The organism is Paraburkholderia sp. CNPSo 3281, from assembly GCF_024206515.1.
GTDB classification, from domain to species: Bacteria; Pseudomonadota; Gammaproteobacteria; order Burkholderiales; family Burkholderiaceae; genus Paraburkholderia; species Paraburkholderia nodosa.
Genome location: NZ_JAMBPS010000011.1, coordinates 138,360 through 160,754, shown reverse-complemented (window position 1 = coordinate 160,754; position 22,395 = coordinate 138,360). Strand labels below are relative to the sequence as shown.

Annotated in this window: 18 protein-coding genes and 2 pseudogenes; 9 read left to right on the top strand and 11 right to left on the bottom strand. The window is 63.1% G+C overall.

The features are described 5' to 3' along the window. The 4 genes and pseudogenes from M3I56_RS14885 to M3I56_RS14870 form a co-directional block, all read right to left on the bottom strand. Positions 1–174, bottom strand: a 174-nt coding sequence (locus M3I56_RS14885; protein ID WP_254354611.1) for a transposase, incomplete at its 3' end; no start/stop codon positions are given. Positions 175–264: 90 nt separating this feature from the next. Next, positions 265–2,181, bottom strand: a complete 1,917-nt coding sequence (locus M3I56_RS14880) for an SMP-30/gluconolaconase/LRE-like region family protein (RefSeq protein WP_254354601.1) — start codon at positions 2,179–2,181, stop codon at positions 265–267. A gap of 273 nt (positions 2,182–2,454) precedes the next feature. Continuing rightward, a complete protein-coding gene (gene phaC, locus M3I56_RS14875) occupies positions 2,455–4,089 on the bottom strand; it encodes a class I poly(R)-hydroxyalkanoic acid synthase (RefSeq protein WP_254354600.1) in 1,635 nt (544 codons plus the stop codon). Beyond that, a pseudogene (locus tag M3I56_RS14870) lies at positions 4,067–4,222 on the bottom strand (MaoC/PaaZ C-terminal domain-containing protein); the annotation flags it as partial. The gene phaC and the pseudogene M3I56_RS14870, both read right to left, overlap by 23 nt. A 316-nt stretch (positions 4,223–4,538) precedes the next feature. Here M3I56_RS14870 and M3I56_RS14865 point away from each other — a divergent pair. After that, a pseudogene (locus tag M3I56_RS14865) lies at positions 4,539–4,625 on the top strand (AraC family transcriptional regulator); the annotation flags it as partial. A gap of 42 nt (positions 4,626–4,667) precedes the next feature. On the opposite strand, the gene M3I56_RS14860 reads toward M3I56_RS14865, so the two are convergent. Next, positions 4,668–5,387, bottom strand: coding sequence for a TetR/AcrR family transcriptional regulator (locus M3I56_RS14860; protein ID WP_375541727.1), 720 nt, complete (start codon positions 5,385–5,387; stop codon positions 4,668–4,670). Between the two features lie 346 nt (positions 5,388–5,733). Here M3I56_RS14860 and M3I56_RS14855 point away from each other — a divergent pair, with 346 nt between their 5' ends. The 5 genes from M3I56_RS14855 (at position 5,734) to hydA (ending at position 12,944) form a co-directional block, all read left to right on the top strand. Continuing rightward, the gene (locus M3I56_RS14855) at positions 5,734–6,999 is read left to right on the top strand and encodes a Zn-dependent hydrolase (protein WP_254354599.1); all 1,266 of its coding nucleotides are present in this window, start codon (positions 5,734–5,736) and stop codon (positions 6,997–6,999) included. Between the two features lie 123 nt (positions 7,000–7,122). After that, the gene (locus tag M3I56_RS14850) at positions 7,123–8,517 is read left to right on the top strand and encodes an NAD(P)-dependent oxidoreductase (RefSeq protein WP_254354598.1); all 1,395 of its coding nucleotides are present in this window, start codon (positions 7,123–7,125) and stop codon (positions 8,515–8,517) included. 62 nt (positions 8,518–8,579) lie between these two features. Continuing rightward, positions 8,580–9,857 carry an NAD-dependent dihydropyrimidine dehydrogenase subunit PreA gene (gene preA, locus M3I56_RS14845; protein WP_254354597.1) on the top strand — a complete coding sequence of 426 codons (1,278 nt, stop codon included), beginning with the start codon at positions 8,580–8,582 and terminating at the stop codon, positions 9,855–9,857. A gap of 64 nt (positions 9,858–9,921) precedes the next feature. After that, positions 9,922–11,424 (top strand): NCS1 family nucleobase:cation symporter-1, encoded by a 1,503-nt coding sequence (locus tag M3I56_RS14840; RefSeq protein WP_254354596.1) that lies wholly within the window; start codon positions 9,922–9,924, stop codon positions 11,422–11,424. A gap of 44 nt (positions 11,425–11,468) precedes the next feature. Then, a complete protein-coding gene (hydA, locus tag M3I56_RS14835; RefSeq protein ID WP_254354595.1) occupies positions 11,469–12,944 on the top strand; it encodes a dihydropyrimidinase in 1,476 nt (491 codons plus the stop codon). 24 nt (positions 12,945–12,968) lie between these two features. On the opposite strand, the gene M3I56_RS14830 is transcribed toward hydA, so the two are convergent. The 5 genes from M3I56_RS14830 to M3I56_RS14810 form a co-directional block, all read right to left on the bottom strand. Beyond that, complete coding sequence (locus M3I56_RS14830; protein ID WP_254354594.1) at positions 12,969–13,820, bottom strand: lipase family protein; 852 nt, start codon at positions 13,818–13,820, stop codon at positions 12,969–12,971. Between the two features lie 199 nt (positions 13,821–14,019). Further along, entirely contained in the window at positions 14,020–14,802 is a 783-nt protein-coding gene (locus tag M3I56_RS14825) for a phosphoribosyltransferase family protein (RefSeq protein WP_254354593.1), read from the bottom strand. A 19-nt stretch (positions 14,803–14,821) separates the two neighbouring features. Beyond that, positions 14,822–15,235: a hypothetical protein gene (locus M3I56_RS14820; protein WP_254354592.1), complete on the bottom strand. Its 414-nt coding sequence runs from the start codon at positions 15,233–15,235 to the stop codon at positions 14,822–14,824. Between the two features lie 81 nt (positions 15,236–15,316). Then, a complete protein-coding gene (locus M3I56_RS14815; protein WP_254354591.1) occupies positions 15,317–16,435 on the bottom strand; it encodes a patatin-like phospholipase family protein in 1,119 nt (372 codons plus the stop codon). Positions 16,436–16,510: 75 nt separating this feature from the next. Further along, positions 16,511–17,074, bottom strand: coding sequence for a TetR/AcrR family transcriptional regulator (locus M3I56_RS14810; protein WP_254354590.1), 564 nt, complete (start codon positions 17,072–17,074; stop codon positions 16,511–16,513). Positions 17,075–17,135: 61 nt separating this feature from the next. Between M3I56_RS14810 and M3I56_RS14805 the strand changes: the two genes are divergently transcribed. Further along, complete coding sequence (locus M3I56_RS14805; protein ID WP_254354589.1) at positions 17,136–17,588, top strand: monooxygenase family protein; 453 nt, start codon at positions 17,136–17,138, stop codon at positions 17,586–17,588. Positions 17,589–17,601: 13 nt separating this feature from the next. Here the strand turns inward: M3I56_RS14805 and M3I56_RS14800 are convergent, their stop codons facing one another. After that, positions 17,602–19,680, bottom strand: a complete 2,079-nt coding sequence (locus M3I56_RS14800; protein WP_254354588.1) for a triacylglycerol lipase — start codon at positions 19,678–19,680, stop codon at positions 17,602–17,604. Between the two features lie 211 nt (positions 19,681–19,891). Between M3I56_RS14800 and M3I56_RS14795 the strand changes: the two genes are divergently transcribed. Beyond that, entirely contained in the window at positions 19,892–21,508 is a 1,617-nt protein-coding gene (locus M3I56_RS14795; protein ID WP_254354587.1) for an MFS transporter, read from the top strand. Positions 21,509–21,969: 461 nt separating this feature from the next. Further along, a complete protein-coding gene (gene bcsD / locus M3I56_RS14790) occupies positions 21,970–22,389 on the top strand; it encodes a cellulose biosynthesis protein BcsD (protein ID WP_254354586.1) in 420 nt (139 codons plus the stop codon). The last annotated feature ends 6 nt before the right edge of the window (positions 22,390–22,395 follow it).

Sequence of the window (22,395 nt, the reverse complement as noted above, 5' to 3'; positions counted from 1 at the left end):
GGCATCCAGGGACTGCGGAAACGAACATTGCGGAGCGTGCGAGAGTTGTCGCGCGAGTGCGATCAAACGCTGCGTCAGGCGAGCGTCGCCCAACTGCGCCGCACCAAACTCATCATTCGCCCAATCATCGTCATTGTTCGCGTCCGACAATGCCGCTCCTCGCTTCGGGGACATCGCACGAGCGAAAAGTTAACATCGTGAGCGGCAGTTTACAAGCAGCGCCATTCCGAGATGTGGGTAAACCTGAGCCTTCAAGGACAGGGGTCACGGGTGCCAGTGATAGACCACGACGCTCGATCCGTTGTAATTGTCTTTCGTGACGACGTATTCGCCGGTCGAGCGCAGGTACGCGCGAATGCCGTACATCGAATCCACGTCGTTGCCGACATCCATCGCCGACGCGTTCGAGTTCGTCAATGTCGTGACGAGACTGCCGGTGTCGAGGTCGAACACGTCGATATTCGGCACTGTATGCACATAGCCCACGAACAGGTAGTGGCCCGCCGCCGCGATCGATTTCGGATTTGCGCTGGTGAGATCGATCACCGGGCCCGGCGCGCTCACGTTGCCCGCTTTCCAGCCGTGATAGATCTCGATGTGTCCGTTCATGGCTGTCCAGTCCCAGCTCCCGGCAATGCCTTGCGCGAGGATCATCGTGTCGCTGTCCGACTGGTAGATGATGCGCGTGAGCGGGCGCACGGTCCGCGGGATCTGGATCGCGCTGGCGGCTCCCCATGATGGCTTGCCGTTCGCGTCGAAGCCCGTTAGCGGGTAATGGGAGATCTGGTTGGTCCGGTCGAGGCCGGCCCAGACGTCGCCATTGCCGTCGATCGCGAAGCCGCCCGTCACCTTCGTATTCGTATTGAACGCGTTGCCCGGGATCGAGCCGTCGGGAATGGCAATGTACCCGCTCGACGGCTGGAAATGAAAGAAGTTGAAGGTGTCGGGATTCTGCCCGGAGGCGACGAGAATGCGGTTGCCGCCCACCACCACGAGTTGCGCGAACAGCTGGCCGCGCTGATAGTCGTTCATATTCAGGCGCGGGTCGGCCGGCCAGCTGAACGGATCGATCGTGTTGGCTACGAACGTGCCGCCCGATGTCCCCGTGTAGATGTTGTTGCCGCTGTAGAAGTTCGCACCGTCGGTTGCCGGGTCGGGCGCCGCGATCGCCTCGAAGTTGAGTGCCTGCAAGGTCCACTGCAGCGTGCCCGATGAGTTGTACGAATGAATGTCGGTGCTGCCGTTGCGGCCCATGTCCCAGTCGCCGCCCCATGCGTTGTTGAGCACGTACAGATTGCCGGCGGCGTCTTTGCCGATACCGGCGACGCGCGTGAAGCGCTTGTCGCCGACCTGCCCCTTGATGCCCGTCGTGGTGTCGAGATAGCCGCCCTGCACGCCGAACGTGCCGACCAGCGCCGGCACCCCGGTCAGGGCATAACACTTGATGTTCATGTCGGGCCCCTCGTCGCCAACCAGCAGCTGGTTCGTCGGCGCGTCGAAATCGAGTGCCGATGGCCGGGCGCCCGCGGCCATCTGGATCGTGTTCATCGGCGCGCCAGCCGGGCTGAACTGCGCGATCACGCCGACGTTTGCGCGCGCGACCCAGACGTTGCCCGCACCGTCGACCGCGAGTGCGCCGGGTTGCTGGACGCCGATGTCGCGCTGCCAGACGCCGTCGGTCGTGTACACCCGTACGCGGTTGCCGTAATAGTCGCTGGCGTAGAGGAGTGTGCCCGCTGTCGCGAGGCCGGTGATCACGTCCGCGTTCTGGATGCCGGTCCACGTGCTCACGGCAATGCGAAGGTCGCGTGTTTTCGAACTTCGGCTGTAGCGGCCCACCGATCCGCTGCCGAACGCCCGGCTATAACCGAGCGCGACGAAGATCGACGTCGCGTTGCCCGTGATCGCACTGCCCTGGAACTCGTCGTGCGCGCCGATGGTGCCGAGCGTTGCGCCGTTCTGATAGAGCGCGACGCCGCCCGCGTTTTCGTCCCAGCGCGATGACGTATAGATGACACCCTCGGGCGAGACCCACAACGAGCGCGCGCCGTTACCGACGTGTGCGGCGAGCGTGCCGAAGCTGTTGGCGAGCCAGTCGGTCGTGTATTGCGCGTGACTGGCGGGCGCAATTGCGGTGACGAAAAGACCCAGCAATGCTACGCGAATCCGGTTGTTGAACATGCGCTGGGCTTCCCATAGACATCGCGCCGCGATGGCGTGAATCGCGGCGCATAAAGTGACCGATAATGAAGCCACGCCGCAATCGGGAGGTCGTGCTCTGTGAGCGCGTGTATCTGGAGTGTAGTCAGTAAATCGCGTTCAGCGTTTCAACCCGTTCATGGATTTCGATAAAGGATGCGCAGCGAATGATTCAGTGCGCATCAGCTTGTATTGGGTCACTGGAAGATAATCAGGAAAACGTAGTACATGCAATGACTTCGCGTGCGAGTGGACTCAATTCGCCCGCGCCTTGACGTAACGGCCAGGTGCGGGCTCGATCGACCGAAACTTCGTACTTCCCAGCTTCGTGCGCGCCTTGACTTGACCACCCGCATGCGGCCGCAGCCACGCGATCCAGTGAGTCCACCAGCTGCCCGAAGTCTGCTGCGCGGATGCGAACCACTCATCAGCGTCACTTTCAGGATTGCCGTTCACGCCGTCGACCCCGCCGTTGACCCCGCCGTTGACCCAATAGCTCCGTTTGTTCTTCGTCGCCGGATTAATGACGCCGGCGATGTGTCCGCTCGCCCCCAGCACGAACTGGTTTTCGCCGCCAAGAAGCCGGGTGCTGCGCCACGCCGATTTCCACGGCACGATGTGATCCTCCTGGGTCGCCAGCATGTAGGCCGGCATGTCGACACGGCCGAGGTCGACCGGCACGCCGCACATGGTGAGCTTGCCGGGCTCGCGCAGGGTGTTTTCGAGGTACATATTGCGCAGGTACCAGGTGTACATCGGGCCGGCCAGATTGGTGCTGTCTGCGTTCCAGTAGAGCAGGTCGAACGCCGCCGGGCTCTTTCCCTTCAGATAGTGGTTGATCACATTAGGCCAGATCAGATCGTTGGCGCGCAGCATCTGGAACACGAAGCCGAGTTCTCGGCCCGGGTAGATGCCGCCACTGCCTATCGAACGCTCACGCTGCAACACGGTTTGCTCGTCGATGAACACGCCGAGATCGCCCGGATCGGTGAGGTCGAGCATGGTCGTCAGAAGCGTCAGGCTCGCAACCTTCTCTTCTTCGCGCGCGCGTAACACCGCAAGCGCCGAAGAGAGGATCGTTCCGCCCACACACCAGCCTACCGTGTTGACCTTGTCCGCACCGGTGATCGCAAGCGCAACATCGATTGCCTGCATCACGCCCATTTCCAGATAGTCGTCCCAGGTCGTATGCGCAGTGTCCGCATCGGGGTTGCGCCACGACACCATGAAGACCGTTTGTCCCTGCTCGACGGCGAAGCGCACAAACGAGTTTTCGGGCCGAAGGTCGAGAATATAGAACTTGTTGATGCAAGGCGGCACGATCAGCAAAGGACGCTTTACTACGTGCGTGCCGAGCGGGGCGTACTGGATTAGCTGAAACAGGGCGTTCTCGAAGACCACCGCGCCTTTGGACACGGCAACGTTGTGACCCACTTCGAAAGCGGCTTCGTCGGTGATCGTAATGGTGCCGCGCGCGAGGTCTCCAAACAGATTCGTCATGCCCGTACGAAGGCTTTCGCCGTTCGACTCGATGGCCGTACGGATCGCTTCGGGATTGGTCGCGGCATAGTTGGTGGGGCTCGCCGCATCGATGAACTGGCGCATGAAAAAGCGCAGCCTGTGCTTTTCGCTCTCGTCATAGCCTGTCGCGCCGACCATGTCTTCGAGCAGGCCCGCGTTGGCCAGGTAGCTCTGCCGGAGCAGGTTGTACCAGACGTTGCTGGTCCATTCGTTCGCCCGAAACCGTGGGTCGCGGCATGCCTGACTGGCTGCCGCCTGCGGGTTCAGCATGTTCGTCCACAGCGCCCACTGCTGTTCCCAGTAGCGCGCGCCGGCTTCATGCAATACAGCCGGCGCAACGGCTGCGCGTTTTGCGCGAGAACTCTTCATCGATGTGCACGGCGTTGTTGTCGCCCGAAGCGCCGGCGAACAGCACGATATCCGCGTCGGTAATGGTCTTGGCGAAGCTCGCGCTCATCCCTGGTGCGAGGTCTTCGAAGTCGTATCCTGCAATATCGTTCATACGTGATCCTAAGGAAATGGTGATCGCTTTCAGCCGCCGTGCCGGTCCGTGCAGGGAAGACGATCACCTCGCGTAGCGGGGCGGAGAATGCTGTCGCGGCCCGACCGTCATGTCGTGATTCTTCACGCGAAGTGTCGTCGGTACTGGGTTCATGATCGAAATCGCACGATACGGCAAACGCGGATCTCGCATTTCCGATTGGGCGCCATGGTTTTAATATTTCGCGCCATCGTTCGTTTTGGAATCGGGCGGAAAAAGGGAGGCAAGCGGCGCGCGCCACGTTTGCGCGAGCAGCACGCCGGCGAGCGCCACGCCGCTCGGTCACGGCTACAGGAGCCAGAGCGCGTTTGCTGCGATGTTCAAGCGGCATTTCGGCGTCGCGCCTTCGGAGTTTTGCCGCTGAGATAACGGCCGCAGAAATCCTCGGAGCGAGGGCGCGCTTCGCTCAAAGCCCAGGCGAGCGCGCTCCACACGCGCGCAAAATCAATTGCACCACTTCCTCGGTGCTCGCCTCGAACCCCGCCGATGAAAGCGCGCGCTTGCCCGAGAGCGCGCGAATTTGCGCCTCGAAATCGGCGTAGTGCTGCGTGGTCGCCCAGATCATGAATAGCAGCGTTTTCGGATCGACGGGGGCGAGCAAACCTTCCGCAATCCATCGGTCGATCAGCTTCACGCGCGTTTCCATCCAGGGCCTCACACGCTTGAGCAGGATGTCCTGCATATGCGTCGCACCGCTGATGATCTCGTTCGCCCACACTTTCGACCCGAGCGGCCTGCGCCGCGAGAGTTCCATCTTCGCGCGCACGTAACCGCCAATGGCCTTGACCGGATCGTCGCTCGCGTCGAAAGTGTTGGCGGCCGCGTTCCATTCCTCGAACAGATCGTCGAGCACGCGCCAGTAGAGCGCGAGCTTGGTCGGAAAGTAGTAGTGCAGATTGGCCTTCGGCAGGCCCGCGCGCTCCGCGATCAGCGCCGTGCTCGCGCCTTCGAAGCCGCGCTCGGCGAACACGGCTTCCGCGCAGGCAAGCAGATGCGCTTCGTTCGACTCGCGAATGGCGGCTTTGCGCCGGCGCGGCTTGTGCGTTGCGTCAGCGGCCTCCCGCATCAGCGCCGCGACGCGCATCGCGCGGGTCGCGGCTCGCGTGGTGGGTTCGTCGTCGCGCATGATGGTCGGTCCGTTCAGAAGGGAAAAGGCGGCGCACGGCTGGCGCGCCCATGTCGGCTTCATTGTAGCCACGATGTAAGCGCCTCGTGCATTCACCGCCCTCGGGGAAAACGCACGGAGCGCGTGGGCGTTTTCGCGCACTGCAGCATCGATGGCACGGTTCTCGCTGGTAACACCGCATTGAATTCGCAAAGTTTATCGTCTACAACCTGTCCAATCGGACAGGATTCGCGGGGCGAGGTTTCGGGAGTCGCGAAGCGCCATTCGAGCGTGCACCGCCATGGCTCTTCCCGCCCCAGAAGGTGGCACCAATGCACGTTTGACGAACACGGACAGGAGAACACGCATGAACGCAGTAAGCGAAGCCGCGCTGACGACCGCGATTCACGTGAACGGCCAGCGTTTGTGGGACAGCCTGATGGAGATGGCGAAAATCGGCGCCACGCCCAAGGGCGGCGTATGCCGTCTCGCGCTCACCGATCTCGACAAGTCAGGGCGCGATCTCATCGTCCAATGGGCGAAGGAGGCGGGCTGCACAGTGAGCGTCGACCAGATGGGCAACGTGTTCATGCGCCGCGCGGGGCGCAACAACGACCTGCCGCCGGTGATGACCGGCTCGCACGCCGATTCCCAGCCCACCGGCGGGCGCTTCGACGGCATCTATGGCGTGCTGGGCGGGCTCGAGGTGATCCGCTCGCTCAACGATCACGGCATTCAAACCGAGCGCCCCGTCGAAACCGTGATCTGGACCAACGAGGAAGGCTCGCGTTTCGCGCCGGCCATGGTCGCCTCGGGCGTGTTTGCAGGCGTCTTTACGCTCGACTACGGGCTCTCGCGCAAGGATGTCGATGGCAAGACCATCGGCGAGGAGTTGCAGCGCATCGGCTATGCGGGCGAACTGCCGTGCGGCGGGCGCAAGATTCACGCGGCGTTCGAACTGCATATCGAGCAGGGGCCGATACTGGAAGCCGAAAACAAGACCATCGGCGTCGTCACGGACGCGCAGGGACAGCGCTGGTACGAAGTCGTGCTCACGGGGCAGGAAGCGCACGCGGGCCCGACGCCCATGCCGCGCCGTCGTGACGCGCTGCTAGGCGCCTCGCGAGTCGTGCAGCTCGTCAACGAAATTGGCCTGCGCCATGCGCCGCTGGCCTGCGCGACGGTCGGCATGATGCAGGTGCATCCGAATTCTCGCAACGTGATTCCGGGCCGCGTGTTCTTTACCATCGATTTCCGCCATCCGCAGGACGACGTGCTCGCGCAGATGGACGCCGAGCTGCGTGAAGGAATTGAAAGGATTGCCGGGCAAGGCAAGCTCGAAACGCAGGTCGAACAGATTTTCTATTACGCACCGGTGCCGTTCGACAAGGCCTGCGTGAACTCCGTGCGCGCGGCGGCGGAGCGCTTTGGCTACTCGAACCGCGAGATCGTTTCGGGCGCGGGCCACGACGCGTGCTATCTCGCGACGGTCGCGCCGACTTCGATGGTGTTCGTGCCATGCATCGACGGCATCAGTCACAACGAAGTCGAGGACGCGACGATCGAATGGATCGAGGCGGGCGCGAACGTGCTGCTGCACGCCATGCTCGAACGCGCGAGCGAACCAGGCTGACGCCTTTGACGCTAACGCAAGCGGCCTGAGAGCCGCGTTTGCTTTCCCGTTGTCCCCACGTACCGGCTGCGCGCGTCGCGCACAGCCGGCGGACCCGTGTTTTGCCTCGCAAGGAGCATCCGGATGTCCCAGCCCAACTCGAATGCCGCCGACGGCATCGCGCCTGGCCGCCTCACGGCCGAACAGCTTGGCTGCAACTTTGCCGACGTCGCGCCGCCACTCTCCAACAATGCAGCCGTCATCGCCGCCGACCGCTGCCACTACTGTTACGACGCGCCCTGCGTCGCGGCTTGCCCGACCGGCATCGACATTCCGGGCTTTATCCGCAAGATCGGCAATGGCAATCTCAAGGGCGCGGCGCGCGACATATTGAGCGCGAATCCGCTGGGCGGCACGTGTGCGCGCGTGTGCCCAACCGAAATCCTCTGCGAAGGCGCGTGTGTCCGGAATCATCAGGATCGCGAACCAGTTCAGATCGGCGCACTGCAGCGTCATGCCACCGACTTTCAGATGGCGCGCGAAGCCACCGGCGCGCCAGCGCTCTTCAAACGCGCGAGCGAGACGGGAAGGCGCGTGGCCGTGGTCGGGGCCGGACCGGCGGGGCTTGCCTGCGCGCATACGCTTGCGCTCGCCGGGCATCGCGTGAGCGTGTTCGACGCCGGCGAAAAGCCGGGCGGGCTCAACGAATACGGCATCGCGGCGTACAAGGTCGTCGACGATTTTGCGCAACGCGAAGTGCATTGGCTGCTTTCCATCGACGGGATCGAAATACGTCAGGGCCAGCGGCTTGGCCGCGATGTCACGCTTACGGAGCTGCGGGCCGCGTATGACGCCGTGTTCATTGGCGTGGGCCTCGGCGGCACGCAATCGCTTTCCATTGAAGGCGAAGCGCTCGATGGCGTGCGCGATGCGGTGGAATTTATCGCACGCCTGCGCGAAGCCGACGATCTTTCTACGCTTGCGGTGGGCCGCAAGGTGGTGGTGATCGGCGGCGGCAATACGGCCATCGATGCCGCCGTGCAAAGCCGCAAATTGGGCGCCGAGCAGGTGACGCTTGCGTATCGCCGCGGCGCGGCGCAGATGAGCGCCACTTGGGCGGAACAGGAATTCGCACGCGCGCAGGGCGTGGTGCTGGTCGAATGGATGAAGCCGTTGCGCATTACCGGCGACACCTGCGTGCAGGCCGTGGAGTTCGAGCGCACCGCGCTCGATGCGGGCGGCGCGTTGCGCGGCACCGGCGAGATTGTGCGTGTAGAAGCCGACATGGTCCTGAAAGCCATTGGCCAAAAGCTCTTGCCAGAAGGTCTGGTTGGTCTCGATGCCCTGCAACTTGCCGCGGGCGGCGCGCGCATTGCCGTGGATGCGGATGGTGCGACCTCCATCGAAGGCGTATTCGCAGGCGGCGACTGCGCAGCCCATGGCGCAACCGATCTCACCGTGCAGGCCGTGCAGGACGGCAAGCTCGCCGCGCGCGCGATCGACCGCTACCTCGCGAGTCAGTCCGCTAAAGCCGCTTGAACTGCGCAGCTCGATCCAGGCGAGCAACACACCGAATCCAGACAATACGAAGGAGTTGCATCATGGCCGACCTGCGTTGCACGATTGCCGGCATTGAATCGCCGAACCCGTTCTGGCTTGCCTCCGCGCCACCCACCGACAAGGCCTACAACGTCAACCGCGCCTTCGAGGCGGGCTGGGGCGGCGTGGTCTGGAAAACACTCGGGCTCGACCCGCACGTGGTGAACGTGAGCTCGCGCTATGGCGCCACCACGTGGCGCGGTCAGCGCATTGCGGGGTTGAACAATATCGAGCTCATTACCGACCGCCCGCTCGACGTGAACCTCAAGGAAATCGCGCAGGTGAAGCGCGACTGGCCAGACCGGGCGCTCATCGTCTCGCTGATGGTGCCGTGCACCGAGCAGGACTGGAAGTGGATCCTGCCGCAGGTGGAAGATACCGGCGCCGATGCGGTGGAGCTCAATTTCGGCTGCCCGCATGGCATGAGCGAGCGCGGCATGGGCGCGGCCGTGGGGCAGGTGCCCGAATACATCGAAATGGTCACGCGTTGGGTGAAGGAGGGCACGCGCCTGCCTTGTCTCGTGAAACTGACACCTAACGTGACCGACATACGCCACGGCGCGCGCGCGGCGATGAAGGGCGGCGCGGACGGCGTCTCGCTCATCAATACGATCAACTCGATCGTGGGCGTCGATCTCGACGTGATGGCGCCGCTGCCGACCGTGGATGGAAAAGGCACGCACGGCGGCTACTGCGGCCCCGCAGCGAAGCCCATAGCACTGCACATGGTCGCGGAAATCGCGCGCGACCCGCAAACGCACGGCTTGCCCATCTCCGGCATCGGCGGGATTTCCGACTGGCGTGACGCCGCCGAATTCATCGTGCTGGGCGCGGGAAGCGTGCAGGTCTGCACCGCCGCGATGCACTACGGATTCCGAATCGTCAGCGATATGATCGACGGCCTCTCCAACTGGATGGACGACAAGGGCTACGCGAATCTCGACGCCATTCGCGGCCGCGCCGTGCCCAACGTCACCGACTGGCAGTACCTGAACCTCAACTACGACATCAAGGCGCGCATCGATCAGGACCGCTGCATCCAGTGCGGGCTCTGCCATATCGCCTGCGAGGACACCTCGCATCAGGCCATTACGGCCACGCGCGACGGCAAGCGTCACTTCGAGGTGGTCGACGCAAACTGCGTCGGGTGCAATTTATGCATGCATGTCTGCCCGGTCGACCAATGCATCACGATGGAGCGCGTCGACTCGGCCCGCTACGCGAACTGGACCACGCATCCCAACAACCCGGCGCGCGTGGCCGATCCGAAAGCCGCCTGACGCATCGAAACAGCACTGAGCCGAACCGAACCAGACCAACGACAAGCCACGGAGAACTGCAACCATGAGTCAGCCATTGACAGGCGACGCGAGCGTGCGCCGCGCCGAAAGCGAGTTATACAACGACGATCTCGCGCCCACCGGCGCAGCGCAGCGCACGTGGCGCTGGTATCACTTCGCGGCGCTCTGGGTGGGCATGGTGATGAACATCGCCTCGTACATGCTCGCGGCCGGGCTCACCGAGCAGGGCATGTCGCCGTGGCAGTCCGTGCTCACGGTGCTGCTCGGCAATCTCATCGTGCTCGTGCCGATGCTGCTGATCGGCCACGCCGGCACGAAATACGGCATTCCCTACGCGGTGCTGGTGCGCTCCTCGTTCGGCACGCAGGGCGCGAAGCTGCCCGCCATGCTGCGCGCCATCGTGGCGTGCGGCTGGTACGGTATCCAGTCGTGGCTTGGCGGCAGCGCCATCTATACGCTCGCCAATATCCTCACGCACAACGCGCTGGTGGGCGACGCGCTGCCGTTTCTCGGCATCTCGATCGGCCAGGGCGCGTGCTTCCTTGTGTTCTGGGTGCTGCAGCTCTATTTCATCCTGCACGGTACCGATTCGATCCGCTGGCTCGAAAGCTGGTCCGCGCCCATCAAGGTCGTGATGTGCGTGGTGCTCGTGTGGTGGGCCTGTTCGAAGGCGGGCGGCGTGGGTTCGATGCTCTCGCAGCCTTCCCAGTTCGCCGCTGGCGGCAAGAAGGCGGGGCTCTTCTGGGCGACGTTCTGGCCGAGTCTCACGGCCATGGTGGGCTTCTGGGCCACGCTCGCGCTCAACATCCCCGACTTCACGCGCTTCGCTAAAACGCAAAAGGACCAGTTCGTGGGGCAGGCCATCGGCCTGCCGATTCCGATGGCGCTGCTTTCGGTGGTCTCGGTCGTCGTGACTTCGGCCACGGTGGTGATCTACGGCAAGGCGATCTGGGATCCTATCGATCTCACGAGCCGCGTGGAAGGCGTGGGCGTGGGCATTGCGCTCGTCATCCTCACGCTCGACACGATGTGCTGCAATCTCGCCGCGAATCTCGTCGGGCCGGCCTACGATTTTTCGAGCCTCTGGCCCAAGGCGATCTCGTACAAGGCGGGTGGGCTCATCACCGCGGGTATCGCCATCGTCATGATGCCGTGGAAGATTCTCGCCACCACGCAGGGCTACATTTTCACCTGGCTCGTCGGCTACTCGGCGCTGCTCGGACCCGTGGCGGGCATTCTCATCGTCGATTACTTCCTCGTTCGCGGCACGCGCCTGAATACTGCGGAGCTATTCGAGGAGAACGGCGAATATGCCTACTCGAATGGCTGGAACCTGGCAGCCGTCGTCGCGCTGGTCTTAGGGGTGCTGCCCAATCTGCCGGGCTTTCTCTACACCGCGTTCCCGAATGTGTTTCCCTCCGTGCCCGACGCATTCAAAAGCATTTACACCTATGCGTGGTTCGTGGGGCTCGCCATCGCGGCGCTCGTCTACGGCGTGATGATGAAGCTCGGCAAGAGCCGGCGCCCGAGCGTGGCAAACGCGTGAGTTGTGGCAGCGCGAATTCGTTCAACTGAAGGAGACTTGGCATCATGGCGATCCTGATTCGAGGCGGCACCGTCGTCAATGCGGACAAGAGCTGGCGCGCGGACGTGCTCTGCGAAAGCGGCGTGATCCAGGCCGTGGGCGAAAACCTCGACGCGCCCGCGGGCGCGACCGTGGTCGACGCGGGCGGCCAGTATGTGATGCCGGGCGGCATCGACCCGCATACGCACATGGAGCTGCCGTTCATGGGCACGACAGCGAGCGACGACTTTTACACGGGCACGGCGGCGGGCCTGGCGGGCGGCACGACGTCGATCATCGATTTCGTGATTCCGAACCCGAAGCAGCCGCTCATGGACGCGTTTCGCGAGTGGCGCGGCTGGGCCGAAAAAGCTGCCGCCGACTATGGCTTTCACGTAGCGGTCACGTGGTGGGACGATAGCGTGCATCGCGACATGGGCCTGCTCGTGAACGAACACGGCGTGTCGAGCTTCAAGCACTTCATGGCGTACAAGAACGCCATCATGGCCGACGACGAGATTCTCGTGAACAGCTTCGCTCGCTCGCTCGAACTGGGCGCTTTGCCTACCGTGCATGCGGAAAACGGCGAACTCGTCTTCCAGTTGCAGCGGCAGTTGCTCGCGCGCGACTTCACGGGGCCCGAGGCGCATCCGCTTTCGAGGCCGCCCGAGGTCGAAGGCGAGGCGGCAAATCGCGCAATTCGCATTGCGCAGGTGCTGGGCGTGCCGGTGTACATCGTGCATGTTTCGGCGAAAGACGCGCTCGAAGCCATCGCCCGCGCGCGCAGCGCAGGGCAACGCGTGTTCGGCGAGGTGCTCGCGGGGCATCTGGTGATCGACGAGTCCGTCTATCGCGACCCGGACTGGACGCGCGCCGCGGCCCATGTCATGAGCCCGCCGTTCCGTACGAAAGAGCATCGCGACGCGCTTTGGCGCGGGCTGCAAGGCGGCCTGCTGCACACCACGGCGACCGACCACTGCGTGTTCTGTGCTTCGCAGAAGGCAATGGGACGCAACGACTTCACAAGGATTCCGAATGGATGCGGCGGCGTGGAAGACCGCATGGCCGTGCTGTGGGACCAGGGTGTGAACACGGGCCGGCTCACGCCGAACGAGTTCGTGCGGGTGACCTCCACTAACGCCGCGCAGATCTTCAACCTGTATCCGCGCAAGGGTACGGTGGCTGTCGGCGCCGACGCCGACCTCGTCGTGTGGGATCCGCAGGCCACGCGCACGATCTCAGTGAAGACGCACCATCAGAACGTCGACTTCAACGTCTTCGAAGGCATGACGGTGCGCGGCGTGCCCACGCATACGGTCTCGCAAGGCGAACTGGTGTGGGCGAACGGCGATCTGCGGGCGCGGCGCGGTGCGGGGCGTTACTTGAAGCGGCCTGCGAATCCTGGCTATCTGCAGGCGTCGCGGCTCGCGAAGAGCCTGAAGGAGACGCAGCCCGTGCATCGTGAGGGGGATGCGACTAGCGAGGCGAAAGGGCTCGGTTAGTCTGATTGACGGCGACGTGTCGCTTCAGGGAACCAGACTTCTCACGTAGTTGATCGGGGCGTGATCCGCGAGGTCGCGCACCATGACGTCACCGATGCGCCACGCGTATTGGAGCAGATAGTCGTCGCGCGCGGCGGCGCGGTCCGCTTGCACGAAAGCATCGTCGGCATGCGGTGCCAGTTTGCCTTCGCGCGTGATGTAGTTCGACGCTCCCGCGTGAACGTATCCGCCAATGGGCGGTGGCAAATCGGTGACGAGATCGCAGCAATCGACATAGCGCGTGATGTCGACATGGGCGAGCGTGGCGACAAACGCCGCGTCGCCGACGCGTGGCGAACCGATCGTCACGAGGGCGTTGGGCGTGCACAGGCTGGCAAAGAGCGTCGCGATGGCCGCACCGAGGCTATGGCCCGTCAAGATGAGCTGTTTTCTCGTCGGCGCGGTTTCGTTCAACCAGTTGCCGACTGCTTCGCGCAAGCCGCGGGTGGCGCGTGCAAATCCAGCATGAACCTGGCCGGCGCTTTCCGTCCAGGCGGACAAGCTGCCTTCGAGGTCGAGAGCGATATCGGTAAGCGATTGCGGCTCCGTTCCCCGGAACGCGAGCACGGCGAGGCCATCGGAGCGCCTCACTGCGCCGAAGCCATGCGTGTCGTCGTCGGCATTGTTGAAGGGAGCAGCGCCTTCAAAACCCACCAGGGCGAGCGCTTGTTCGAGCCGCTGGAGTTCAGCGCCGCCTTTCTCGTAGCGTATATAGGCAAGCCGCGCGAACTCCGCGCACAGTGCGTCAATATCGTAGTTGCCACCGGCAGTGAACACAGTCGGCCTGAGTTCCGGTGAGTTGAGCGCGTCGCGCGATGGGTCGTAGGGGATAGGCATGTGCACCTCGGTGGTATCGTTGGGAAATGAGGCGCTCGCGGATTTCGGCGCCGAAATCGACGCGAGCGTTTCGGTCACATCTTGACGCATCACCGGCTGATGGACAGCCACGCGATCTTTGCGGCCTCGAACGTGTTCTGGCCAATCAGCGTCTGGAACAGTTCATTCGCCCGGACAGGGGCGGCGAGTGCCGAATCAGTCATTGATCAAAGGCACTTATTCTGTATCGCTTGTTGTTAATTGTTTTATACATTATGGAAAACGGGAATTCATCCAGAATGAGGCCTATCAGGGATTCGTTGTTGCAATAAATCTCCTCTGGCCCGACGGCTTTGATGGTATCGAATAGTGAGTTGTGGTCACCTTTGAATTCCACGTGGCAATCCACCCTCCATTCATGCTTCAAGTTCAACGGGTAGGCGGAATCGTCGATGGCCAACGTCTTCTTATAGCGTTGATCCTCTAGCAGTGCCGCTTCCGCCTTCACGAAATCATCGAGGCACTGGCGGCTGGTGACATACCGCTCCCAGGGCAATATTGCGCGCACGGAGGTGCAGTCTCGGCAGTAATCAGCCTTCGTCCTGCTGTTTACGTGGTGCACCAACGTCAGAACCCTGATCAAAGACTCGTCTTTAACAAACGAAAGCAAATACTCGTAGCAATTGGCCAGCGTATATCCAACGCCGGCAACATCGTCCACCAGCAGGATTCTCTTGCCCTCCTTGATGCAGGTGTCGACGAGATCAAACACTTTGTTGTTGTTGATTTCAGCCTTTGCTTCCCGACGATCGTAGTGTACAAACTCGACGGGCAGGCCCAACATCTGCGAAAGCATCAGGGCCGGTATGGCGCCTCCGCGCAAGATGCCGAGTATCAAACCGATGTTTTCCTGAACCAGTTGCTCTCTTTTAGACAGGCAAAAAATTTCTATGTCGTCGTAGCCATAGAAGTAGACGGGAAGTCTGGCAAATTCTGTGTTCACCTGGTTTTGCTCCGTTCACCTACAGCGATAGCGGCAACGCAAGATGTCGCGCGTACATCAGGCGGCGAGACCACCCCAAACCGCTTTCACCGCACAGTTCATGCGCGAGGCCGAAAGCCAGCGCACGCTCGGCGGGGTCCTCCGGCAACAACGAAGGTGCGGGCACCAACCGCTCCGCGAGTAGAAGAATATCCGCCCAACCGCGGCGCGGTCGCTCCTGACCGACCATGAGCGCGGGCGCGCTCAGTTCCCCGGTCCACTGCTTCAGTGTCTCGCTGTCGTAGGCGAGTCGCACGGCAGCCCACTCGATACCCTTGATGTGCAGAATGCCCTTGGCCGCTTCGCTCCAGGGACTCGGAACGCCACCTACCACGACCATGCGCAAGCCATCGCGCTGCACGGCTGTTTCGACGTCGATATATGCGAACGGCATTGGTCTGCTCCCTCAAGGCGAGCGGGGCCAGCGCACTGGCCCCGCTCAGCCGATCCAGGCCAGAATGTTACGCCACGCACTTTATTGCGTTTGCGATCCGCTGACCTGCTTGAGCGTGGGATCGAGCAGCGCATCCTTGACGTTGAGCGAAGACGCTTGCCCGAGATTCGCGTAGTCCTTCTTGAGCCACCCGTCCGCCACCTCGCGTCCACGCTCGAACAGCGTTTTGAGTAGCGACCAGGACGTGCTGCTCTTGGAAACGAAGCCGAACTGCGCGAGAAAGTCGTCGTCGCGAATCAGGTGAAACCTGACGGTCTTGAAGCGGCTTTTGCTCGCGGCTTCCTCGCCAACCGAGTCGAGCACGCGGTTGACCGCTTCGATCGCGTTGATCTCCAGCACGACGGAAGCGTTGAAACCGATTTCGTTGAGCCGGTCCAGAATGCCGCGCGCATTTTTCGGCGGCATGTCGCGGCGTACGAACGGATTCACGAGGATCAGGATCAGGTCCTGGGCATGGGCGATCAACGGCGCCAAAGGCGGATTGCCCAGATAGCCGCCATCCCAGTACGGCACGCCGTGAACGTTCACGGTGCGGAATTCGCTTGGCAGGCACGCGGAAGCGCGCAGCACATCGACGGAAATTTCGGGCTGCGTAAAGATGGTGCGTTGATTGGTGCGTACGTTGGTCGCGCAAATGAAAAGCTGCAGGCTCCCGCTCTTCGCGTTGAGCGTGGAGAGATCGGATTCCGGGAGCGCGGAGCGGATCACCGGGCCGAGCGGATCGCGATAGAAGGGATTGTTGTAAGGCGAAGCGACGAGTCCCACGATCTCCGAGAATATGGCCCCAGGACTCCAGTCGATATTCCAGCCGCCAAACGGCCCGGGCTCGGAAAAGCCGAAGAGCGCATTGCCGGTCTGCTCCCCGACGCGCGACACCGCTTCCCAGAAGGTTCGCAGCCTCTCGCGCGCTTTCGTGGCGCCCCCGCTGGCCAGGCCCGCCGCGCAGAGCGTCGCGTTGATTCCGCCTGCGCTCGCGCCGCTGATCGCCTCGACGCTGAACGGCGTGCCCTGCGATGTCGATTCGAGCAATCGATCGAGCACGCCCCACGTGAAGGCGCCGTGCGAGCCGCCGCCTTGCAGCGCAAGCGCGACTTTGGGGCCGGACTGCTGCATGCCGCTCGTGGATTCCTCTATCGCCATGGCTCCTCTCTCGTCGTCATCGCGCTGCACGCAATCGTACGCGCGAGAGGGAATGCGCGTGCTGCGAATGCCGCCTCAGGAATTGATGAGGACGGGCGGTGCGGCCTTCAGCGCGTGGGTCATCAGCGTGATCGCCGCACGCTCAGCGGCCGGGTCGGCCGGAATTCTTCCGTCGAGCGCCAGCGTCGCCAGACCGTGAACCAGCCCCCAGCAGGCGAGCGCCCCCCCCTCGACGCAATGCGGCGCCAGCTCCGCCACCCGGCGCGCCATCAGCGTATACGCACTTCGGCAATCTTCATGGGGCAGGGCGAGTCCTGCGCCATCCGCGAACATCAGCCGGAACAGCGCAGGATGCGCGCGGGCGAAGCCAACGTAGGCCAGGCCCTGCGCGGCGAGCGCTGCGCGCGCGTCGCCCGCCTCGTTGGCGCGCGCGGCGCCTGCCTCCAGCATGGCAAAGCCCTTGAGCGCGACGGCGCCCATCAGCGCCGCCTTGTCCTCGAAATGGCGATAGGGCGCCATCGCCGAAACGCCGGCGGCACGCGCCACCGCACGCAGGCTGACGTCGCTTTCGCCCTGTTCGAGCAAGGCCAGCGCGCAATCGACCAGACGGTCACGGAGGGACAAATTCGAATCGCTCATTCGTTGTTTACACTGTAATCATTCGGGACTATGCTTACAGCGTAAACAACCGGGAGCCCCCATGCAAGCCTCTGTTTCCCGTAGGTCCGTCGACCTCAGCACGTACCCGAATCTTGTGGTCATCATTCTTGGCTTTCGCGTGCGCCGGCTGCGGGGAATCGCCACCTTGTTCGGCATCGGCAAAGGCTTGCGGCAAATCGAATTGAATCCGCCTGCAGGATTGCTCTCGAGCGAGCAGTTCCTGTTCGCACTCAATCATGTGGGTATCCGCCAGTATTGGCGCGACCTCGAAAGCCTCGAAGCCTTTACCCGCAGCGCGCCGCATTCGCGCTGGTGGGGCGAGTTTCTGCGCGACAGCGGCGGCGCGGGCTTCTGGCATGAAAGCTATAGCCGGCAAGGAATGGAGGCGGTTTATATCGACATGCCCGGCCCCGTGGGCTTCGACCGCTTCGCGCCGGCGCGCCAGCCGACCGGACCTTTTATGACCGCGCGAAAGCGCATGGCGGCAGACTAGACGAAGGCGCCATTCACTGCGTCTCACGCACAGCCTGGTGCCTGCGGCAAGCGCCTTCGTGTGCGCCCTGGTTATCAAACACATCGATATCCTCGTGCAAAATGCGGCGGATTTCGAAAATCGCCTCAGGAGTTTCCTGAACACTATGTCCCGAAACGATCACCTTTTCGGAGAGCGCGCCATCGAGGTGCGCGCTGCGATAGGGGACGACCCCGTCGTCGGAATCTTCGAGCGGGCCCGTCTCACGGCGCCGCGCAATGATCGAGTGAAAGCACACATCGGGGCTGATCGGCAGTCGTGAAATCGACTGGATGATCGGATCGGTCTCCCGCAACTGCTCGATGCTGTTGGGAATCGGGATGGTCTTTCCGGCCCGCTGAGTGCTATCCGCGTTGGTGGCGCTCTGCAGCATCTCGTCGATCTCCTTGAACAGCGCAAGCGGCAGGCGCACCAGGTTTGCGACCCAGCGAGACAGGCGATTGCTCGCGAACGGCGTGCCGCGATGTGGCGTGGCGATGAAGATCGCGCGCTCGACCTGTGGCATCGGCGTAAAGCGCAGCAGACGATCGAGCCGCTCGTCCTCGCGCACGATGTCGACGCCTTCGGGCAGGTACTTGTTCTGGATGGTTATCCACAGTACGTCGTCGGAGGACGAGACGAGCAACCGCGCGAGCACGCCGCCCATGCTGTGCCCGATCAGCACCATACCGTTCGAAGCCGGCAGCTTGCCTGCGGGATCGAAATGCGCGAGTGTCAGTTGTACCGCCCGCCGAATTCTCGCGAGGTTGATGAGAATGGGTACGTTGGTCGGGTAATAGACCTGCCAGACCTGGAAATGCTGGCGCAGCATTTCGTCACCCTGAAGGTCGTTGGCGACGTTGACCCATGCCTCGGGACTGCTGGCCAACCCGTGCAACATCAGCACGATGCGCCGGTCCGGATCGAACGGTTGCATCATGTAGATGCGCGGACGATCGATACCCCTCGTGCGGCCGAGCAGCGAACGCAAGGACTGCCTGGCAAAGCCGGAGCGGGCAAGCCAGATGCCGTAGCCCGCACTGAAGTTGGCCGCGAGCGGCACGGTCTCGCCATTGATCTCTACGCTCTCTACGCGAAACGGATCGTAGGCGGAGAACACCACGTCGTGCGAATCGAGCAGCTGCTCGAGCGTGCCATTGCCGAACAGCAGCAGTGCGGTGACGTTCGGCGAAGGCATTTCATTGAATGGACGCGAGCCGGGTGCGAACCAGATGGTTGCGCCTGCGTTCGCATTCGCATCGTCTTCAGCGGTTGTCGCTGCGTTGTTAGTCGTCGCGCTATCCGGGTCGGGTTGGGCGGGCTGTGTGACCGCAACCAGATCCGCACCCAGACCGTCACGGCGATAGGTACTGTGGAGTCCCGCGAACGACAGCCCCGAGGCGGGAATGACTTCGCTGAGTTCGCGTACGCCCTCGGGCAGCCGGACCTCTCTCAGGTCGACATGGATGGTCCAGCCTGCGATGAACTGCTTTGCCGGATCGCGCTGGCCGGTGGTCGTTTCAGTGGAGGTGCCGCGCAGAAACAGCGCGCCGGCAAGCTCCTGGACCGCATAGTTGTAGTAGTCGCGAACCTGCGTCTGGCGGTCCTCGAAGGCCCGTTCGCCAGCCGTGCGCTGGCCGAGGAACAGAAACGCATACGCGTATCGCGCTGTCTTGAGCCACGAATCGAATTGCGCGTCGGTCCAGGGGGCGCCGGCAGGCGGCGTTTGCTCGAGCGCCATCTGGAGCGATAACTCGGCGAGGCAGGCAAGGCGCTGTCCGGTACTGAGTCCGCCGACGGTTGCGATCGTATCGATACACGCTTGCGGTGCACTCTGGCACGAACTTTCGTCCAGGGCCGCAACCCGCAACGTGGCCTGTGTCGCCGCGCTCAACTGGCCGGTCGAGAGAATATCTCCCCGACGCATGGCAAAGTACTGCTGCGGGCCGAGCGAGTTCACGCGCACCATCGCGCAGCCGCATAGCAGCGCGGCAACGACGAGGGCCGACACATTGGCCAACAGATGGGCTAACGGCGGGCAACGCGACATGCGTGGTGGGTAAGGGCGCGTCATGAAGGATCCAGGCCATTCGCGCGGTCGCGCTCAAGCGTGTGGCGAAATGGGGGACGGCGCAGCGCGGTGGCCGGCAGACCGATGTATACCAGCCTGATCTGGATTGCGTCCGCACGGTGATCCGCGGCCGACGCCTTTGCGCTCTGCCGGGTTGACTCGCGCCGCTGGCATCAACAGACTCTAGTCACCATCGATCGACACGGGAGCGAACTTGGCCAACCCGGATCTTGTTGAAAGCGGGCCGAAGGGCGCGCATGTCGTCGCCGCGCAGGCGAGCCCGTGCGACGAGCTCGTGATCCGCACGCAGCCCACCTCAGTCGACCGTCCGTGCCGGCGCAAGCGTCTCGCGCTCGCGGCGACGATCCTGGGTTCGAGCATGGCGTTCATCGACGGCTCCGTCGTCAACGTCGCACTGCCGTCCATTCAGAGCGAACTCGGTGCGAGCGTCGCCGCGATGCAATGGGTCGTCAACGCGTATTTGCTGTTTCTCGGCTCCCTCGTGCTGGTCGGCGGGTCGATGGGGGACAAGCTTGGCCGCCGCACGGTATTTATCGCGGGCATCGCGCTGTTTACGCTGGCGTCGGCGGCTTGCGGTCTCGCGCCGAATGCGGCTGCGCTGATCACCGCGCGCGCGGTTCAAGGCATCGGCGCGGCGCTGCTCGTACCCAGCAGCCTCGCGATCATCGGCGCGGTGTTCGACGACGAAGCGCGTGGCCGGGCGATCGGCACCTGGGCGGGCGTCGGCGCGATCACGTCGGCGGTGGGGCCCGTGGCGGGCGGCTGGCTCGTCGATGCATTTTCCTGGCGCGCGATCTTCTTCCTGAACGTCCCGCTCGCCGCGCTAACCATCGCGCTCGCCATTTCATCGGTGCCCAACAGCCACAGGCCCGATGCGCCCGGGCAGCTCGACTGGCCCGGCGCGCTTGCCGCGGCCGGGGGACTCGCCAGTCTGACTTTCGGGCTGACCCAGGCGTCGGCGCGAGGCTTCCAGCATCCGGTCGTACTGGTCGCAATCGGCGCCGGCGCGCTCGTGCTCGCGGCGTTCGTCATGATCGAAGCGCGCAGCGCCAACCCCATGATGCCGCTCGATGTATTCCGTTCGCGCGACTTCACCGGCGCAAACCTCGTCACATTGCTGCTTTACTTCGGGCTCGGCGGCGCATTCTTCTTCCTGCCGTTCACGCTGATCCGCGCGCATGGTTTCACCGCGACCGAAGCGGGCGCGGCGCTGCTGCCGGTGCCCGTCATCATCGGCTTGCTGTCGCGCTTCACCGGTGGCCTGACGAGCCGCTTTGGCCCGCGCGCGCTGTTGACCGTTGGCCCGGGCGTCGCCGGGCTCGGGTTCACGCTATTGGCGTTGCCGTTCGTGCGCGGCAGCTACTGGACCGGATTCTTTCCTGCGCTCGCGGTGCTCGGGCTCGGCATGACGATCACCGTCGCGCCGCTCACCACGACCGTGATGGGCTCGGTGTCGAGCGAGCGCACCGGCGTCGCATCTGGCATCAATAACGCCGTTGCACGCGTGGCGAGCCTGCTGGCGGTGGCGGTGCTCGGCATCGTGTTCGTGTGGTCGCATCACGCAGCGCTGGCGGCGCGCCTCGACGCGTTGCACGTGCCGGTGAACGCACGCCAGACGGGGCAGCTGCTGGAGCCGGAGGGGCAAGGCGGGCTCGCATCGGACGGCGCCGGCACGCCGCACGCAACGCTGGTGGCGCGTGCGGAAGCGGACGCGATGATCGACGCGCTGCGTGCCGTCGCCATTGTGTCTGCCGCGTGCGCATTCGCTGGAGCGGGTATTGCGGCGCTAGCCATACAGCACAGGAAATGAGCTGCAAACGTTTGCACCTGATCGAATTCGCGGAAATGACACTTCGGCATGAATAATTAGCGAATCCAGGTGAATTTATAAATGCGCGGAGAAATTGCCAGCTCAAAATGAAAACGACCGAATTCGTGTTTCGTATTCGGGGAAGCCGGCGGTATGGGTTAATGAATTCGATGCGGCGTTAAATTCGCGCGCCCCTTTTTTATGCGCAAACGTTTTCGTTTTTGATTTGTCGCGAACGCGTGACAAATTTAGCGATGCAGACAAATTAAATAATAAACACGGCGAGAATAATACGTATAATCCGCCGCGCGTCAGTTGATCCGCCGTTCTTCCGGAATCACCCACAAGGATCGCCTGCGCTTAACGCCGGTCACTGCCCGAATGGTGACTATGGCTGCTTCTGCAAATTCTGTTGACCCTGTGCGTCTCCTTTCCGGGCGCATGAATAGGTGATGAATTCCATGCCAGCACCGCAATGGCGTCCGTTCCTGTCGTTCCTCACGCAAGCGTTGACGCAGAACCTGACGCCCAGGTTTTTGGCCCAGCTTATGCGCGCTGCGGGCGGTCAATTCGCGCATCAATATGCACCTGGTGAGGCGGCCACCGTGGCTGCGATGCGGGACGCCATGAATCAGGTGTGGGGCGAGCTGGACTGGGGCCGGGTCGAGATACGCGAGGCTCAGGACTGGCTGGTGCTCACGCATTACCACGCACCGCTCACGGCCGTATTCGGCGCGGAGAACGTGGCGTGGGCCGGGGCGTTCCTCGAAGGGGCCTATGAAGCGTGGATGCATCAGTTGGGCGCCGACACTCAGTTGCGCATGACCACGGCGGGTCCTGCGGATGCGTCGGGCACGATGGTTTTCCTGTTTGGTAAGTAGAGGTCG

What these genes read in the sequence shown, in the direction of transcription:
- M3I56_RS14880 (WP_254354601.1), bottom strand. Translation starts at nt 2,181, where the DNA reads ATGTTCAACAACCGGATTCGCGTAGCATTGCTGGGTCTTTTCGTCACC.
- phaC (WP_254354600.1), bottom strand. Translation starts at nt 4,089, where the DNA reads ATGAAGAGTTCTCGCGCAAAACGCGCAGCCGTTGCGCCGGCTGTATTG.
- M3I56_RS14860 (WP_375541727.1), bottom strand. Translation starts at nt 5,387, where the DNA reads ATGCGCGACGACGAACCCACCACGCGAGCCGCGACCCGCGCGATGCGC.
- M3I56_RS14855 (WP_254354599.1), top strand. Translation starts at nt 5,734, where the DNA reads ATGAACGCAGTAAGCGAAGCCGCGCTGACGACCGCGATTCACGTGAAC.
- M3I56_RS14850 (WP_254354598.1), top strand. Translation starts at nt 7,123, where the DNA reads ATGTCCCAGCCCAACTCGAATGCCGCCGACGGCATCGCGCCTGGCCGC.
- preA (WP_254354597.1), top strand. Translation starts at nt 8,580, where the DNA reads ATGGCCGACCTGCGTTGCACGATTGCCGGCATTGAATCGCCGAACCCG.
- M3I56_RS14840 (WP_254354596.1), top strand. Translation starts at nt 9,922, where the DNA reads ATGAGTCAGCCATTGACAGGCGACGCGAGCGTGCGCCGCGCCGAAAGC.
- hydA (WP_254354595.1), top strand. Translation starts at nt 11,469, where the DNA reads ATGGCGATCCTGATTCGAGGCGGCACCGTCGTCAATGCGGACAAGAGC.
- M3I56_RS14830 (WP_254354594.1), bottom strand. Translation starts at nt 13,820, where the DNA reads ATGCCTATCCCCTACGACCCATCGCGCGACGCGCTCAACTCACCGGAA.
- M3I56_RS14820 (WP_254354592.1), bottom strand. Translation starts at nt 15,235, where the DNA reads ATGCCGTTCGCATATATCGACGTCGAAACAGCCGTGCAGCGCGATGGC.
- M3I56_RS14815 (WP_254354591.1), bottom strand. Translation starts at nt 16,435, where the DNA reads ATGGCGATAGAGGAATCCACGAGCGGCATGCAGCAGTCCGGCCCCAAA.
- M3I56_RS14810 (WP_254354590.1), bottom strand. Translation starts at nt 17,074, where the DNA reads ATGAGCGATTCGAATTTGTCCCTCCGTGACCGTCTGGTCGATTGCGCG.
- M3I56_RS14805 (WP_254354589.1), top strand. Translation starts at nt 17,136, where the DNA reads ATGCAAGCCTCTGTTTCCCGTAGGTCCGTCGACCTCAGCACGTACCCG.
- M3I56_RS14800 (WP_254354588.1), bottom strand. Translation starts at nt 19,680, where the DNA reads ATGACGCGCCCTTACCCACCACGCATGTCGCGTTGCCCGCCGTTAGCC.
- bcsD (WP_254354586.1), top strand. Translation starts at nt 21,970, where the DNA reads ATGCCAGCACCGCAATGGCGTCCGTTCCTGTCGTTCCTCACGCAAGCG.